Origin of the sequence: Amycolatopsis sp. WAC 04169 (assembly GCF_003947535.1) — a bacterium.
GTDB lineage: Bacteria > Actinomycetota > Actinomycetes > Mycobacteriales > Pseudonocardiaceae > Amycolatopsis > Amycolatopsis keratiniphila.
Genome location: NZ_QHJI01000007.1, coordinates 461,633 through 475,508 on the forward strand (window position 1 = coordinate 461,633; position 13,876 = coordinate 475,508).

Genomic DNA, 13,876 nt, shown 5'->3' on the forward strand with positions numbered 1-13,876 from the left:
CCCTGCCCCCGGTCACTTGCCGCCGAGGTTCGGCTTCACCACGACCAGGCCCTGCTCGATCCCGTTGACGATGACGATGCCGCTGGAGAAGTACGGGTAGTTGCTCCACGCGCCGTTGAAGTTCGCGGCGTCACCGGCCGGGTAGATGTCGAAGTAGCCGACCTCGGACAACTTCGCCGAAGCGACCCCGCTGACGTCCAGGATCCGCAGACCGGCCTGGTAGTTCGCCTGGTAGGAGTACTGGCCCTTGATGTACTGGTTGTGATCGATCGCGGTGGCGGGCGAACTGTAGACGCCGGTGTGCACGGGGGCGGACAGCTTGGCCAGGTCCCACACGTAGGTCTTGGTGCGCTTGTCGGTGCCGCGCGACTCGTCGAGTTCGTCGTCGAGCAGGAAGTAACGCTGGTCGCCGGTCAGCCAACCCTGGTGCGAGTACTGCGCGCCCGAGTAGCCCTTGCGCGAGATCTGGACCGGCCTGGCCTTGTCGGTGACGTCGACGATGGTCAGCGTGTCCTCGTTGGCGTTGAAGCAGATTTCCTTGCCGCTGTAGGCAGCGTCCGGCCCGCGGTAGACGACGCACTGGGTGTCGTGGGTGTACCCGTCCTGCGAGACACAACCGGCTTTGGCCGGGGCCTTCGGGTTCTGGATGTTGACGATATGCGGTCCGCCGCTGCAGGTGTTGGAGCCGATGGCGTAGGCGAAACCGGTCTCCTCGTTGATCGCGATGTTGTGCGCGGGACCGAATTCCTTGTACAGCGCGTCGGCGGTGAAGGTCTGCGGTGTGGTGACGGTGCGCAGCCTGGTCAGGTCGAACACCTGCATCCCGTGCCCGGTGATGAAGTCGGCCACGATGAACGCGTGGTTCTTGTACACCTTCATGTCCCGCCACGAACTGCTGCCGCCGTTGGAGGGCAGGTTGCCGAGGAATTTCGGCGAGGTCGGGACGCTCAGGTCGACGAACGCGGTGCCGTTGGTCCGCCCGACGATGGCGTATTCCTTGCCGGACGACGGATCGGTCCAGCCCCAGATGTCGTTGCCGTTCCCGCCGCCGAGTCCGGAGAGGGGTAACACGCTGAGCAGGTCGACGTTCTTGCACGGGTACTTGTCGGCCTTGCCGTTGACGCACGGGACCCCGGCCGCGGTGCCGGTGACGGCGTGCCGCTCGGCCGGGACGTGGTCGGCCAGGAACGTCCGGGCCGCCGCCTGTCCCTCCGCCGTCTCGGGATCGTGCGCGGACGCCGCGGTCATCGACAACACCAACGCGGAGGCCGTCAGCACGGCCAGCCCCATCATCCGCACGAGTTTCATCCGAGACGCTCCTCACCTGGTCGCGGTCGGCCTCCGACGATATGGGCACCGAGTCCGGGTGTATCCCGTCGAACGTATGGGGCTTTTAACCGTTTACGGCGGGTTGAAGGTGGGTGGTGGCGCGGTCCGGTCGCGGCCGTCTGCGGTCGTGTCGCGAACGCCGGGCCGGGATCTGGGCTCCGAACCGGCCTCTCTGTAGATTCCCGTCGGCAACGGCGCGACACTCGTCGCCGCTTACCGGCGAATCCAAGCACTTCGCTGACCGGGGTCGGTCGCCGGCAACGATCCGATCGTGACGAGCCGGCCAGGTCCGCACCGGATGCCGCCTCGCGACGTCGTCACGGCTGAGGACAATAAGCCCTTGATGAACTGGCACGCTCTTCAGCTGGCTGCCGTCGACGGTTCCGGCGCAGGTCTTCGGCGGCGGTCTTCTCGATGAGCTGCGGCCACGAGCGACGTCCTCCCGACTGCGGGCATGCCGAGGGGCCCGTCGTCGGTGTGGCCGACGGGCTCCTCGGGGTTCAGACGTGATGCAGGGTGTTGCGGCGGGGTTGTCGGAGCGGATCCCGGTATTGGGGTGGAACGAACTCCGGTAACCCATCGGCCGCCATCCGTACTTCCCAGTCGCCGTGGTGGATCAGGCGGTGATGAAAGCCGCAGAGCAACACCAGGTTCCGAAGATCCGTCGGTCCGCCGTCTGCCCAGTGCTCAATATGGTGAGCGTGGCAGTTCTTGGGCTTCCGATGACATCCCGGGAACGCACAACCACCATCGCGGATGTTCAACGCCCGGCGTTGGCCCGGGGTGACGAACCGTCTCAGGCGACCCATATCCAACGGCTCACCCGAGGTTCCCATCACGACCGGCAACATCAGGCAGTCGCAGGCGGCGAGTCGGGCTTCCCGCGCGGTCATCGTCCCGACGAAGTCCAGGCAGGCCGTCCCGAGCCCCGACTTCAACTCCTCGAGTCCGATGGTCACGTGCACCAACGTCCGGTAGCCACTGGTTCCCGGCTGATCCGGACACGCGATCGCCAGGTCCAGAAGCTCAGCCCAGGCGTCGCCCATGCGCTCGCACTTCATCCGCAGGTCCGCTTGGCCGAACTCATCGACAGGACGTGGCTGGGCATGCGCCTCCAAAGCAGCCGCGGTCCGGGCACCGGTCTCGTCATCGAGGAGACCGGTGAGCTTCCAGAAGCCGTCCTTGCGGCGCTCCAGCGTGATTTCCCGACGGGGTTCCTTGGGCTCGGGATCCTTCGGCTCGTTGCCGTCGGGATTGAGCCAACCCATCAGTTTCGTCTCGGCGCTGGAGAGTCGCCGGGGTCCGGCGTTCGGGGCCAGCTCGGCCAGGATCTTCTCCGCAGTCTCCCGATCCTCAGCGGAGGTGTCGGCAGGGAGCCGTTTCAAAATGTCCAGGATCTGATCGATCCGCTCATCCCCGACCAACCCCTGAGCGGCAACCGCAGCAGTGGCGGGAGCGACAGGCGGAACTTCGGTGCCATCCAACGCACGGGTGGGGTTCAGGGCGAGAGCCCGCTTCACCACCGCGCCCGCCTCACCGCGCGACAACCCCGCCATCTCCGCGAACCAGCTCGCTGTGCTGCCATGCCCATACAAGTCTTTGACGCCCCGATTCTCGATCTCCGCCAGAAACCGCCCCAGGCAGGCGGTCGCGATCCGAATCACCTGCAACGACTGCTGCACGCCATGCGCAAGCTCCAGCTTGCCAGCGCGCCACAACTCCTGCGGCAGTTCGGGAAGAAAGGTCTCGGACACACCTCCATAATACACCACAAAATCGAACAAGTGTTCGTAATTTTAAGCAACAACCAAAACGCACATACAACACCGAAGAGTGAAACAGCTTCCCGAAACCAGCACAGCCAGGCATACCGACCACAGCCCGCAGGTAAGCGCTTTCTGCTAACATCCACCACCCCACTCACCGGAACTCAGGGAATCTCCCCGATGCGCCGACCACGAACCGAAGCGAGAGTGAACCGAACCCGATCCGACAAGAAGGAGAACAGCACGCAGTGACTTCACCCGCGGCACAGCTCGAATCAGCCCTGGCCACGACCATCGAAGAGAAAACAGCACAAGGAAGAACGGACCAACTGCCAACCGCCCAGGGATGGCATCCCGGCGCGAGGATCGGCGCCACGGCCGAACTCGGCGCGCTCCTCGCCTACAACGACGACGGATCCACCGGGATCTGCAATCTCGAGAACGGCCGCGGCACGTGGCTGAATCTGCAGCCCCAAGACCGAAAGCAAGACCATCGCCCGTACTCGGTCTGGCGATGGATGGCCGCCTACAACGGCCGGCCCGCCTGCCTGATGGGACGCCTCGCTCCCGGAGCGGCCAGGCTGGAGCTCCACGCGAGCGACGGCACGGTCGCCGAAGCCGACGTCGTGGACGGCACCTTCGCCGCCGAAATAGCCGTGGACATGGCCGGTCTGCGCCACGCGCGGGAAAGACTGGAAGCCCATGAAGCCGCTTCCGCGGAAGGCCGCGCGGAGTTCGAGCGCCTGATGGCCGACTCCCGAACGGAAATGGCGAAGCTCAAGGTCCGCGTCTACGACAGCGCCGGAACCCTCCTCTACGACGGCGCGGCGATCAACGCCACCGACTAGGGAACAAGCCGTTCGATGGGCTCCGGCCAGGAGCCCGTCGAACGGGCCTACGAGACCAGCCGCCTGAGCAACGACCCGGCATCCTCGGCGAGGCCATCGGCGAGATGGTGCAGCAGCGCCTGCTGGAACAAGCCGTCGAAGGCCGCGTAAGCGACCTGCGGCGTCACCACCAGCGAAGCGTCGGCGAGCTCGGCGTAGCGCTCCACGACCCGCCAGATCATCGCCTGCCGCTGAGTGTCGATCTCGAGCACGTCCGCGCGGAACGCGGCCTCGAACAGACTCTGATTCCGCAGGTCGTACCACAGCCGGTGCATCACGGCGTCGGCCCGCAGCGTGCCCGCCATCGCGTCGCCGAAGCCCCGCTCCAGTTCCTCGGCCGAACGCGCCACGGCCACGACCTCGTCGTAGCGGGTCACGCACACTTCCTCGAACTTGCGGACCGCGTAGGTCAGCAGTTCCACCTTGTCGGTGAAGTAGTAGTGCAGCACCCCGTGCGAGAAGTTCGACTTCTGCGCGATCTCCCGCAGGCTCGTCCTCGCGTACCCCAGTTCGGACAGCGCCTGCAGCGCGGACTCCGCCAGTTCCGCCCGCCGCTGGGCGAACTTGTCCACGCTCCGGCGTGCGATCCGCTCGCTCGTCTCGGTCACCACGAGTTCCTGTCCGGTCCGGGAGCCCGCGCCTGCCGCGGGGTCCCACAGTCTAGCGTCGCGGATTTCTTGACGACTGTCCAAGAAAATCTTGACGACTGTCCAAAGTTGGCTCAGGATGTGACCCACACCGCAACCGCGGACCGTCTCAAGGAGGAGAAGTCCATGGGTTCGTACGACCTTTCGGGCCGGAAAGCCCTGGTCACAGGTGGCGCGCAGGGCCTGGGCGCCGGAATGGCCGAAGCGCTGGCACAGGCGGGCGCCTCGGTGGTCATCGGCGACGTCCAGGAGGATCTCGGGCGCGCCACCGCCGACAAGCTCGACTCAGGCTTCGTCCGGCTCGACGTCACCGACGAACGGAGCTGGGAGCAGGCGGTCGACGCGGTCATCGGCGAACTCGGCGGGCTGGACATCGTGGTGAACAACGCCGGCGTCGAGATCACCGGGCTCGTCGCCGACCTCGACCCCGCCGACGTGCGCAAGATGCTCGACGTCAACGTGCTCGGCACCGCCCTCGGCGTGAAGCACGCCTTCCGCGCGATGCGGCCCGGCGGTCCCGCGGGTGCCGGCGGCGCCGTCGTGAACATCGCCTCGGTCGCCGCGACCATCGCCTTCCCCGGTATCGCGGGCTATTCGGCGACGAAATCGGCGGTCGACCGGCTCACCAGGGTCGCCGCGATGGAGGCCGGGAAACTCGGCTACGGCGTGCGCGTCAACTGCGTCTACCCCGGCCTCGTCCCCACCCAGATGGGCAATCAGCTCGCGCAGGACGTCGTCGAGGTCGGCCTCTTCCCCAGCGTCGAGGACGCCATCGGCGCGGTCGTCGGGCAAACCCCCGCCGGGCGGCTCGGCGAGGTCGCGGACATGGCCGACGCCGTCGTGTTCCTCGCCTCCGACGCCGCCCGCTTCATCACCGGCGCCGGGCTCCCGGTCGACGGCGGAATGGGCATGTGACCAGCACGAACCCGAAAGGAATCACCATGAGCAGCCCCAAACCCGTCGTCGTCTACGGCGCCTCCGGCTACACCGGACGGCTGATCTGCGAGTACCTGCGCGAGTACAACGTCCCGTTCGTCGCCGCCGGCCGGGACAAGGCCCGTATCCAGGAGGCGATCGACCACGTGCCCGGCCTCGACACCATCGATCACGAGGTCGTCGAGGTCTCGCACGACGTCGAAGCGCTCACCGAACTGTTCCGCGACGCCAAGGTCGTGTGCAACACCGTCGGCCCGTTCAGCGAGTATGGCCACGAGGTCGTCGAAGCCTGCCTGCGCACCGGAACGCATTACCTCGACACCACCGGCGAACAGGACTGGCTGATCGCCTCCGAAGAGCGCTACGGCGCGCAGATGGCCGAGAAGGGCTTGCTGCTCTCCCCCGGCATCGCGCAGATGTACACCACCGGCGAGATCGCGGCGAACCTCTGCCTGGAGACACCCGGACTGGACACTTTGGACATCCTGGTGTTCTGGAAGGGGTATCCCACGGTCGCTTCGACGAAGACCATCCTGGTCAACGCCGCGCTGTCCGCCGCGTACTACCTCGAACAGAACGAATACCGGCCCTGGCCCGCCGACGGCGGCCTCCAGGACGTCACCGTGCCCGGTCATCACGAAACCGGGCTGGCGCTGCCTTGGGGCGGCACCTCGCATCCGGTCTGGTTCAAGAACGACGCCCGCGTGGCCAACGTCAAGGCCGTCGGCGGCGTCTTCGACCGCGCGCTCATGCAGGGGGTGCCGCAGATCGTCGCCGCCGTGCTGGAACAGGTGAAAGACCTGCCGCTGGACGAGAAGATGCGCGTGCTGGCGGAGCAGGCCGCCGCGGTGCGCGACGAGATGCCGCCGCGGGAGAACCAGCGGCTCAACACCTCGCTGGATTCGGTGCACGCCTCGGGGCCGTTGGGCCGCGCGCACTGCGTCATCCACGGCACCTGCAACTACAAGCAGACCGGGTTGATGCAGGCTTACGGCGCCTACTCGCTGCTTCAGCAGCCGCCGAAGCGCGTGGGATTCGCGTCCGGATGCCAGGCTTTCGGCCACCGCGAGCTGCTCGGCGTGCTACGAAGCTTCGGGCTGGTTTCCAATCCGGTCTTGACCGTCCACGACTGACCGGAAGGACGAGCGCGTGCGACTGACCGACTACCTCGACAAGGGCGCTTCACTCGATCCGGCGGCACCCTGCCTCACCATGGGTGACACCTCGCTCAGCTACGGCGAAGTCCAAAAGCTGTCGTGGCGGGTGGGGCGGGCGCTGGCCCGGTCCGGCGTCGAACCGGGCGACAAGGTGGCGATCCTGTCCGGGAACGATCCCCTGTCGTTCGGTTGCGTCTTCGGGATCAGCCGGGCCGGTGCCGTGTGGTGCCCGGTCAACCCGCGCAACGAGGCCGCCGAGAACAGGGAACTGCTCGACCTGTTCGACTGCACCTGCCTGCTGGTGCAGGAGTCCTTCGCACCGCTCGTCTCCCGGATGCTCCCCGGCCTGCCGAAACTGTCCACAGTGGTCTGTCTCGACGGCACGATGCCCAGCGCCGTCCCGTTTTCCGACTGGCTCGACAGCGCCGAGCCCTGGGAGGAAACGCCGCCGGACGACATGGTCCTGCTCGTCGGCACCGGCGGAACCACCGGACGCCCCAAGGCGGTGATGCTCAGCGGCACCAACGTCGAGACGATGTCGGCGCTCACGCTGATGAGCTACCCGTTCACCGGGCGACCGCGTTATCTGGCGCTCGCGCCGCTGACACACGCGGCGGGTGTGCTCTGTTTCCCGGTCCTCACCCTCGGCGGCGAGATCGTCGTCATGCCCTCGCCGGATCTCGGCGAATTCCTCGCGCTGGTGGAACGCCGCCGCATCACGCACACCTTCCTGCCACCGACGCTGATCTATCTGCTACTCGACAATCCGGCGCTGGACGAGGCCGATCTTTCGTCGCTGCAATGCCTTTGGTACGGCGCCGCGCCGATGTCGGCCACCAAACTCGCCGAGGCGATCACCCGGATCGGCCCGGTCTTCGGGCAGCTGTTCGGCCAGAGCGAAGCCCCCATGATGGTCTCCACCCTCTCCCCCGCCGAGCACGTCCACCCGGATGGATCCCTTGCCCTGGAACGGTTCACGTCGGCCGGCAAGCCCACACCACTCACCCAGGTCGCGATCATGTCCGACACGGGCGAGCTGCTCCCGCCCGGCGAACGCGGCGAGATCGTCGTCCGCGGCTCGCTGGTGATGCTCGGTTACTACAAGAATCCGGAGGCGACGGCGGAAGCGAGCGCGCACGGCTGGCATCACACCGGCGACATCGGCTACCTCGACGAGGACCACTACCTCTACATCGTCGACCGCGCCAAGGACATGATCATCACCGGCGGTTTCAACGTCTATTCGGCCGAGGTCGAGCAGGCGCTCATGGCGCACGAAGCGGTGCAGGACTGCGCCGTGATCGGCCTGCCGCACGAGAAATGGGGCGAACAGATCACCGCCGTGGTGCAGCTCCACTCCGGCAGAACGGCGGCGGCGCAAGAACTCCGCGCCGCGGTGAAGGAGCGGCTGGGCGGCATCAAGACCCCGAAGGAGATCCTGGTCTGGCCGGATCTCCCCCGGTCCAAGATCGGCAAGGTGCTCAAGACCGAGATCCGGAAAGCTTTGCTGGACAACGCTTAGCGCCGCGCGAGCTCCTCCGCGGTCGGCAGCGGCCACTCGTAGCGTTCCTTGGCGATGCGGAGGTGGACCCACGTCTCCGCGGTCACGACGTCGGGTCGGCCGCTGATCTCTTCGAGCGCCCGGTCGAGGGCGCGGGCGGACTGCGCGGCGATGGTGGCGACGACGTCGAACCGGCCGATGGTCCTGGCGAGGAACTCGGTGTCCTCCCGCGCGGCGAGCGCGGCGGTCACGGAATCCCCGGCGCCCCGCACGTTCAGGCCGATCCCGCAGACGAGGCCGGCGTCCGGGCGGGCCCGGCTGAGCACCGGCGCGATCCGGATGACGTCGTGCTCGACCAGGAAGCGCACGCGGGTGCGCGTGGCCGACGGTGACAGCCCGACGTGTTCGGCGATGCTCGCGTAGCTTTCCCGCCCGTCGGCCTGCAACCGCAGCATGATCGCGAGATCGCGGTCGTCGAGCCGCAACCAGGGCGGCAGCGGGCGGCCCGGCATGAACAGACCCTTGACCACGTCGACGTAGACGAGGGTGTTGACCTGTTCCACCTCCGGCAGGCCGCGGATGTCGGCGACCGTGCGATAGAGCTCGGGCGAGTCGGGCAGGCGCAGTTCGGCGACGGTCTGGTACTCCCCGCTCACCGCGGAGACGAACGCCGCGGCGGGCAGCGCCGCGATGGCGTCAGTCGTCGCCTGCGAGCGGCCCGAAGTGCGGATCGCGAGATGCGCGTACGCGGTGAGGCCGAGGAACTCGGGGTGGACCGCCGCGACCACGTTCAGGGAGCCGTCGGCCTTCAGCTGCTCCAGCCGGGCCGACACGGCCGACCTCGAAGCCCCGACGCGTTTGGCCAGATCGGCGACGCTCATCCGGCCGTCCGTGCGCAAAGCCGCGACCAGCGCGTCGTCCACGCGATTTCTCCTCTGCTGAATTTCCGACGGCGGGACGCACCATATCACCGGCATGACCGCCTCCAGAACAGCCGAGATAGCGCTTTGTGTTCATGATCGTGGACAGATCGATCGTGAACACCGTCCGCACGCGACCGATCTGATTGCGCCCGGAGTTTTCGTCGCTTACCTTCGCCCCACTTCACCGTCGAAAACCCCAGGAGTCCGCCCGATGCGCCTGTTGCCCCTCGATCGTTCAGTCCTCGACGCGCGAGCGACGATCCTGCGTCCCGATGAGCTGGTGACCGTCGACGACGCCACCGAAGGCGCGGAAGCGGTCCTCGTGTTCGGCGAGGAGATCGCCGCGGTCGGTTCCCTGGACGACTGCCGTACCCGCGCGGCGAGCCTCGGCCGTCCCGATCCGCAGGTGCGGCGGATGCCGGGCACGCTCCTGCCGGGATTCGTCGATCCGCACGCGCATCCCTTGATGTACGGGCAGATGATGACCTGGGTCGACTGCGGCCCCGAACGCGCGTCGACCATTCCCGAGATCGTCACGCTGCTGCGAGAGGCGGCCGAGAACACCCCGGCGGGCAGGCCGATCCGCGGTTACGGCTACGAGCACCGCAACCTCGCCGAGAAACGGCATCCCCGCAAAGAAGAACTCGACGCGGTCGCCGTCGATCGCGAGGTCTATCTCATGAACGCCAGCGGGCACGGCGGCGTGGTGAACAGCTTCACGCTGCGGCGCAACGGCGTCACCCGCGACACCCCGGATCCCGACGGCGGCGTGTTCTTCCGCGACGAGCACGGCGAACTCACCGGCGAACTCTCGGACGCGGCGTGCAACATCCTCACCGGGGTCACCGGGGTGAAGGTGGGACGGCACGGGCCGAACTTCCACCTCGAAGACGAGCCAGAGGAGCACGCGCGGCAACTGGCCGCGGCGCAGGAGAAGTTCCTCGCCGCCGGGGTAACCGCGATCGGCGACGCCCAGGTCACGCGCCGCGAGTTCGACATGTACCTGCGGCTGGACGAGGCCGGGCGGCTCAAGACGCGCGTCCACATGTACCTGCTGTCCCATCTGCTCGACCAGGCCCTGGAAATGGGGCTGCACGGCGCTTTCGGCACCACGCGCCTCGCGTTCGCGGGGATCAAGTTCTACGCCGACGGCACCCTCGGCGGGTGGACCGCGTACTTCCCCGATGGCTACGTCGGCGATCCCTGCCGCACCGGGCAGCTTTACCACGACCCGAAGGACTACGCGGCACTCATCGACAAAGCCCATGAAGCCGGGCTCCAGACCGCGACCCACGCCCAGTCCCCCGACGCGATCGCCATGGTGCTCGACGCCATCGAGGACGCGCAGCAGCGGACTCCCCGGCCCGACGCGCGGCATCGCATCGAGCACTGCGGGCTGCCGTCCCCGGAGCAGATCGAGCGGATGGCCGCGCTCGGCGTCCACCCGGTCAACCAGCCCCAGCACTACTACAACTGGGGCGAAGGCGTCACCGACGCCGTCGGCACCCCCGGCGAGCGGTTCAACCCCCTCGGCGAGTTCCAGGCGGCGGGCGTGCCGGTCACGCTGAGCTCGGACGCGCCGGTCGCGGAGCCGAATCCGCTCGAAGCCATCCAGACCGCGGTGACCAGGACGACCCGCCGCGGCCACCGGCTGGGCGGCGACGACCTGCTGATCGACGTCCGGTCGGCCGTCGCCGCGCATACGATCGCCGGCGCCAGGGTGCTCGGCCGGGAACGCGACCTCGGTTCGATCACGCCCGGCAAACGCGCGGATTTCGTGCTGCTCGGCGAGAATCCCCTCACCTGCGACCCGAGCCGGATCGCGGGCATCGGCGTGCTGGAAACCTGGATCGACGGCGAGGTGGCCCGATGACCGTCCGAACCGACACCCAGTCGCTCCGCCGGGCCCGCCGGGCCGGGCTCGCGGCCTTCGTCGGCACCACGATCGAGTGGTACGACTTCTACATCTACGCCACGGCCGCGAGCCTCGTCTTCGGCACCGTGTTCTTCCCCGCGACCGGCGACCGGCTGACCGGTGTCGCGGCGGCCTTCGCGACGTACGCCGTCGGCTTCTTCGCGCGGCCGCTCGGCGGCATCGTGTTCGGGCACGTCGGTGACCGGGTCGGCCGCAAGACCGCCCTCGTGGTCACGTTGACCATGATGGGCGTGGCGACCTTCCTGGTCGGCTGCCTGCCCGGCTACGACGAGATCGGCACGTGGGCGCCGATCCTGCTCGTGGTGCTCAGGTTCGTCCAAGGGCTCGCCGTCGGGGGTGAGTGGGGCGGCGCCGTGCTGATGGCCGTCGAACACGCTCCACCGGACAAGAAGACGTTCTACGGCGCGTTCGCGCAGGCGGGCAACCCGGCGGGCGCGTTGCTGGCGACCGGTCTGTTCAGCCTGCTGAGCACCGGCGGCACGGAATGGCTCGCCACCTGGGGCTGGCGGATCCCGTTCTTCGCGTCCGCGCTGCTCATCGGGGTCGGCCTTCTCGTGCGGCTGAAGGTCGAGGAGTCACCGGTCTTCGAGGAAACCACCGAAGAAACGGGCGTGCCGATCCTGTACGCGGTGCGGACCAACTGGAAGCCGATCCTGCTGGGCATCTGCGTGCTGCCCGTCGCGGTCGGCGGCTACTACCTGGTCACCACGTTCGCGACGGCGTACGCGACCGATCCGGCCGTCGGCGTCTCCGAATCGCTGGTGCTCAACGCGCTCACCATCGCGGCCTTCGTGGAACTGGCCGTGAGCTTCGGCGCGGCCTGGCTCGGCGACCGCTTCGGCCGGGTGCGGGTGGTCGTCATCGGTCTCGTCGGGGTCGCCGTGCTCGCGGCCCCGCAGTTCCTGGTGCTCTCGACCAAGAACGCGGTGCTGATCATCGCGGCGTTCGTGGCGATGCGCCTGGCGATGACGGCGACCTACAGCCCGATCGCCGCCATCCTGTCGCAGATGTTCCGCCCTCGGGCGCGCTACACCAGCATCTCGCTGTCCTATCAGCTCGCGGGCGCGCTGTTCGGCGGCCTCTCGCCGTTGGTGTCGACGCTGCTGTTCCAGGCGACCGGCAGTGTCTGGCCGGCGATCGGCCTGCTGATCGGGATGTGCGTGCTGAGCATCGCCTGTGTGCTGGCCGCGCCGCAGCACACCGACGAGGTTTAGCGGATGCGCAGCCGTCGCATGAGTTTCAGCCCGGACAGCATCCCTTCGACGTACTTCTCGTAGGTCTGGCCGCCGCGGGGGCCCATGACCTGCTTCTTGAGCACCGCCACGTTCTTCACGTCGGTGTACTTGAGCAGGCCCTGGTCCCCGTGGCGGGCGCCGACGCCGGAGTTCTTGACCCCGCCGGACGGTGTCCCCTTCGAGGCGTACGCGGTGGCCAGGATGTCGTTGATGTTGACGTTGCCGGACTCGATCCGCGCGGCCACCGCACGCGCGGCGCCGACGTCACGGCCCCAGACGGAGGCGTTGAGGCCGTACTCGGTGTCGTTGGCGAGCGCGACGGCTTCGTCGACCGTGCGGTACTTGTGCAGCGCGACAACGGGTCCGAAGGTTTCGGTGACGCCGCAGAGCATGTCCTTCGTGACGCCTTCGAGGATCGTCGGCTCGAAGAACGCCGGGCCGAGGTCGGGCCGCGGCTTTCCTCCACAAAGGACGGTCGCGCCCTTGGCCACGGCGTCGTCCACATGGGATTTGACCCGGTTCATATGGTCGACGGAGACGAGCGAGCCCATGTCCGGCCCGAAGTCGTAGGCGGCGCGGACGTCAAGCGCCTTGGTCTTCGCCACGTAGGCGTTCTTGAACTCCTCGTAGCGGGATTCCGGCAGGTAGATCCGTTCGATGTGCATGCAGATCTGCCCGGTGTTGCCGAAAGCGCCGAAGATCGCGCCCTGCACGGTCTCGTCGAGATCGGCATCTTCGAGCACGATCATCGGGTTCTTGCCGCCGAGTTCGAGACAGCAGCCGATGAGGTTGCGGCCCGCCTGTTCGCCGATCACCCGGCCGGTGGCGGTGGAACCGGTGAACATCACGTAGTTCGCCTGGCCGATGAGCGTGGGTCCGACGTCCGGGCCCTCGCCGCACACCACCTGGAACAGCCCCTTCGGCAGCCCGGCCTGTTCCAGCAGCTCGACGCCGTAGAGCGGGGAGAGCGCGGTCTTGTTGTCGGGCTTCAGCACCACCGCGTTCCCGGCCATCAGGGCCGGGACGGCGTCGGAAATACCCGTGGCGAACGGGAAGTTCCACGGCGCGATGATCCCGACCACGCCCTTGGGCTGCCGGATCTCCGTCGAGGTCGTCAGGAACGGGACCGGTCCCCCGCGTTTCGCCGGCGCCAGCAGTTTGGCGGCGCGCGTGAGGTAATGGCTCATCACCATCGCCGGATCGCAGGTCTCCTCGATCGCCATCCGGCGGTTCTTGCCGCTCTCGACCTGGATGAGGTCGGTGACGGCCGGCGCGTTGTCGACGAAGAGCGTGTGCGCGCGTTTGAACACCTCCAGCCGCTGTTTGAGCGGGGTGGCGGCCCACTTCTCCTGCGCGGCGCGCGCGGTGACGAACGCCTGCTCGATGTCGGCGGGGGTCGACTGTGGCAGCTCGACGAGCACTTCGCCGGTGTAGACCTCGTTGAGTTTCCAGGTCGCGCCGGACGAGCCCGGCACGCGGGCGGCGAGCCGCCGGAGGAAGGCGTCGGTCACCGACGCCGGACGGGTGAGCGCGAGCGGTGTGACGGTCATGGCCCTCTT

Annotated in this window: 11 protein-coding genes; 6 read left to right on the forward strand and 5 right to left on the reverse strand. The window is 67.8% G+C overall.

All coding sequences use genetic code 11. From position 1 onward, the window contains the following. Window positions 1–12 precede the first annotated feature (12 nt). Window positions 13–1,308: a choice-of-anchor B family protein gene (locus tag DMC61_RS21385; RefSeq protein WP_125690795.1), complete on the reverse strand. Its 1,296-nt coding sequence runs from the start codon at window positions 1,306–1,308 to the stop codon at window positions 13–15. Window positions 1,309–1,829: 521 nt separating this feature from the next. Further along, window positions 1,830–3,083: an HNH endonuclease signature motif containing protein gene (locus DMC61_RS21390; protein WP_125690796.1), complete on the reverse strand. Its 1,254-nt coding sequence runs from the start codon at window positions 3,081–3,083 to the stop codon at window positions 1,830–1,832. Window positions 3,084–3,343: 260 nt separating this feature from the next. On the opposite strand from DMC61_RS21390, the gene DMC61_RS21395 reads away from it, so the two are divergent. Further along, window positions 3,344–3,943, forward strand: coding sequence for a hypothetical protein (locus DMC61_RS21395; RefSeq protein ID WP_125690797.1), 600 nt, complete (start codon window positions 3,344–3,346; stop codon window positions 3,941–3,943). Window positions 3,944–3,990: 47 nt separating this feature from the next. Here the strand turns inward: DMC61_RS21395 and DMC61_RS21400 are convergent, their stop codons facing one another. Next, on the reverse strand, window positions 3,991–4,590 hold the full coding sequence (locus tag DMC61_RS21400; protein WP_125690798.1) for a TetR/AcrR family transcriptional regulator: 600 nt from the start codon (window positions 4,588–4,590) through the stop codon (window positions 3,991–3,993). A gap of 165 nt (window positions 4,591–4,755) precedes the next feature. Between DMC61_RS21400 and DMC61_RS21405 the strand changes: the two genes are divergently transcribed. Genes DMC61_RS21405 through DMC61_RS21415 form a run of 3 tightly spaced genes read left to right on the forward strand, consistent with a single transcriptional unit; the run spans window position 4,756 to window position 8,244 of the window. Further along, window positions 4,756–5,544 (forward strand): SDR family NAD(P)-dependent oxidoreductase, encoded by a 789-nt coding sequence (locus DMC61_RS21405; protein WP_125690799.1) that lies wholly within the window; start codon window positions 4,756–4,758, stop codon window positions 5,542–5,544. Window positions 5,545–5,570: 26 nt separating this feature from the next. Further along, window positions 5,571–6,698 (forward strand): DUF5938 domain-containing protein, encoded by a 1,128-nt coding sequence (locus DMC61_RS21410; RefSeq protein WP_043848795.1) that lies wholly within the window; start codon window positions 5,571–5,573, stop codon window positions 6,696–6,698. A gap of 16 nt (window positions 6,699–6,714) precedes the next feature. Beyond that, window positions 6,715–8,244 carry a long-chain fatty acid--CoA ligase gene (locus tag DMC61_RS21415; protein ID WP_125690800.1) on the forward strand — a complete coding sequence of 510 codons (1,530 nt, stop codon included), beginning with the start codon at window positions 6,715–6,717 and terminating at the stop codon, window positions 8,242–8,244. Here DMC61_RS21415 and DMC61_RS21420 read toward each other — a convergent pair. Then, on the reverse strand, window positions 8,241–9,146 hold the full coding sequence (locus DMC61_RS21420) for an Lrp/AsnC family transcriptional regulator (protein ID WP_125690801.1): 906 nt from the start codon (window positions 9,144–9,146) through the stop codon (window positions 8,241–8,243). The two genes, DMC61_RS21415 and DMC61_RS21420, sit on opposite strands and share 4 nt — an antisense overlap. A gap of 211 nt (window positions 9,147–9,357) precedes the next feature. On the opposite strand from DMC61_RS21420, the gene DMC61_RS21425 reads away from it, so the two are divergent. Together DMC61_RS21425 and DMC61_RS21430 are read left to right on the forward strand one after the other, a co-directional pair. Continuing rightward, the gene (locus tag DMC61_RS21425) at window positions 9,358–11,019 is read left to right on the forward strand and encodes an amidohydrolase (RefSeq protein ID WP_125690802.1); all 1,662 of its coding nucleotides are present in this window, start codon (window positions 9,358–9,360) and stop codon (window positions 11,017–11,019) included. Beyond that, window positions 11,016–12,296, forward strand: a complete 1,281-nt coding sequence (locus DMC61_RS21430; RefSeq protein ID WP_125690803.1) for an MFS transporter — start codon at window positions 11,016–11,018, stop codon at window positions 12,294–12,296. Before DMC61_RS21425 ends, DMC61_RS21430 begins: the two co-directional genes overlap by 4 nt. Here DMC61_RS21430 and DMC61_RS21435 read toward each other — a convergent pair. Next, window positions 12,293–13,867 (reverse strand): succinic semialdehyde dehydrogenase, encoded by a 1,575-nt coding sequence (locus DMC61_RS21435; RefSeq protein WP_125690804.1) that lies wholly within the window; start codon window positions 13,865–13,867, stop codon window positions 12,293–12,295. The genes DMC61_RS21430 and DMC61_RS21435 overlap by 4 nt on opposite strands. Between the last annotated feature and the right edge of the window lie 9 nt (window positions 13,868–13,876).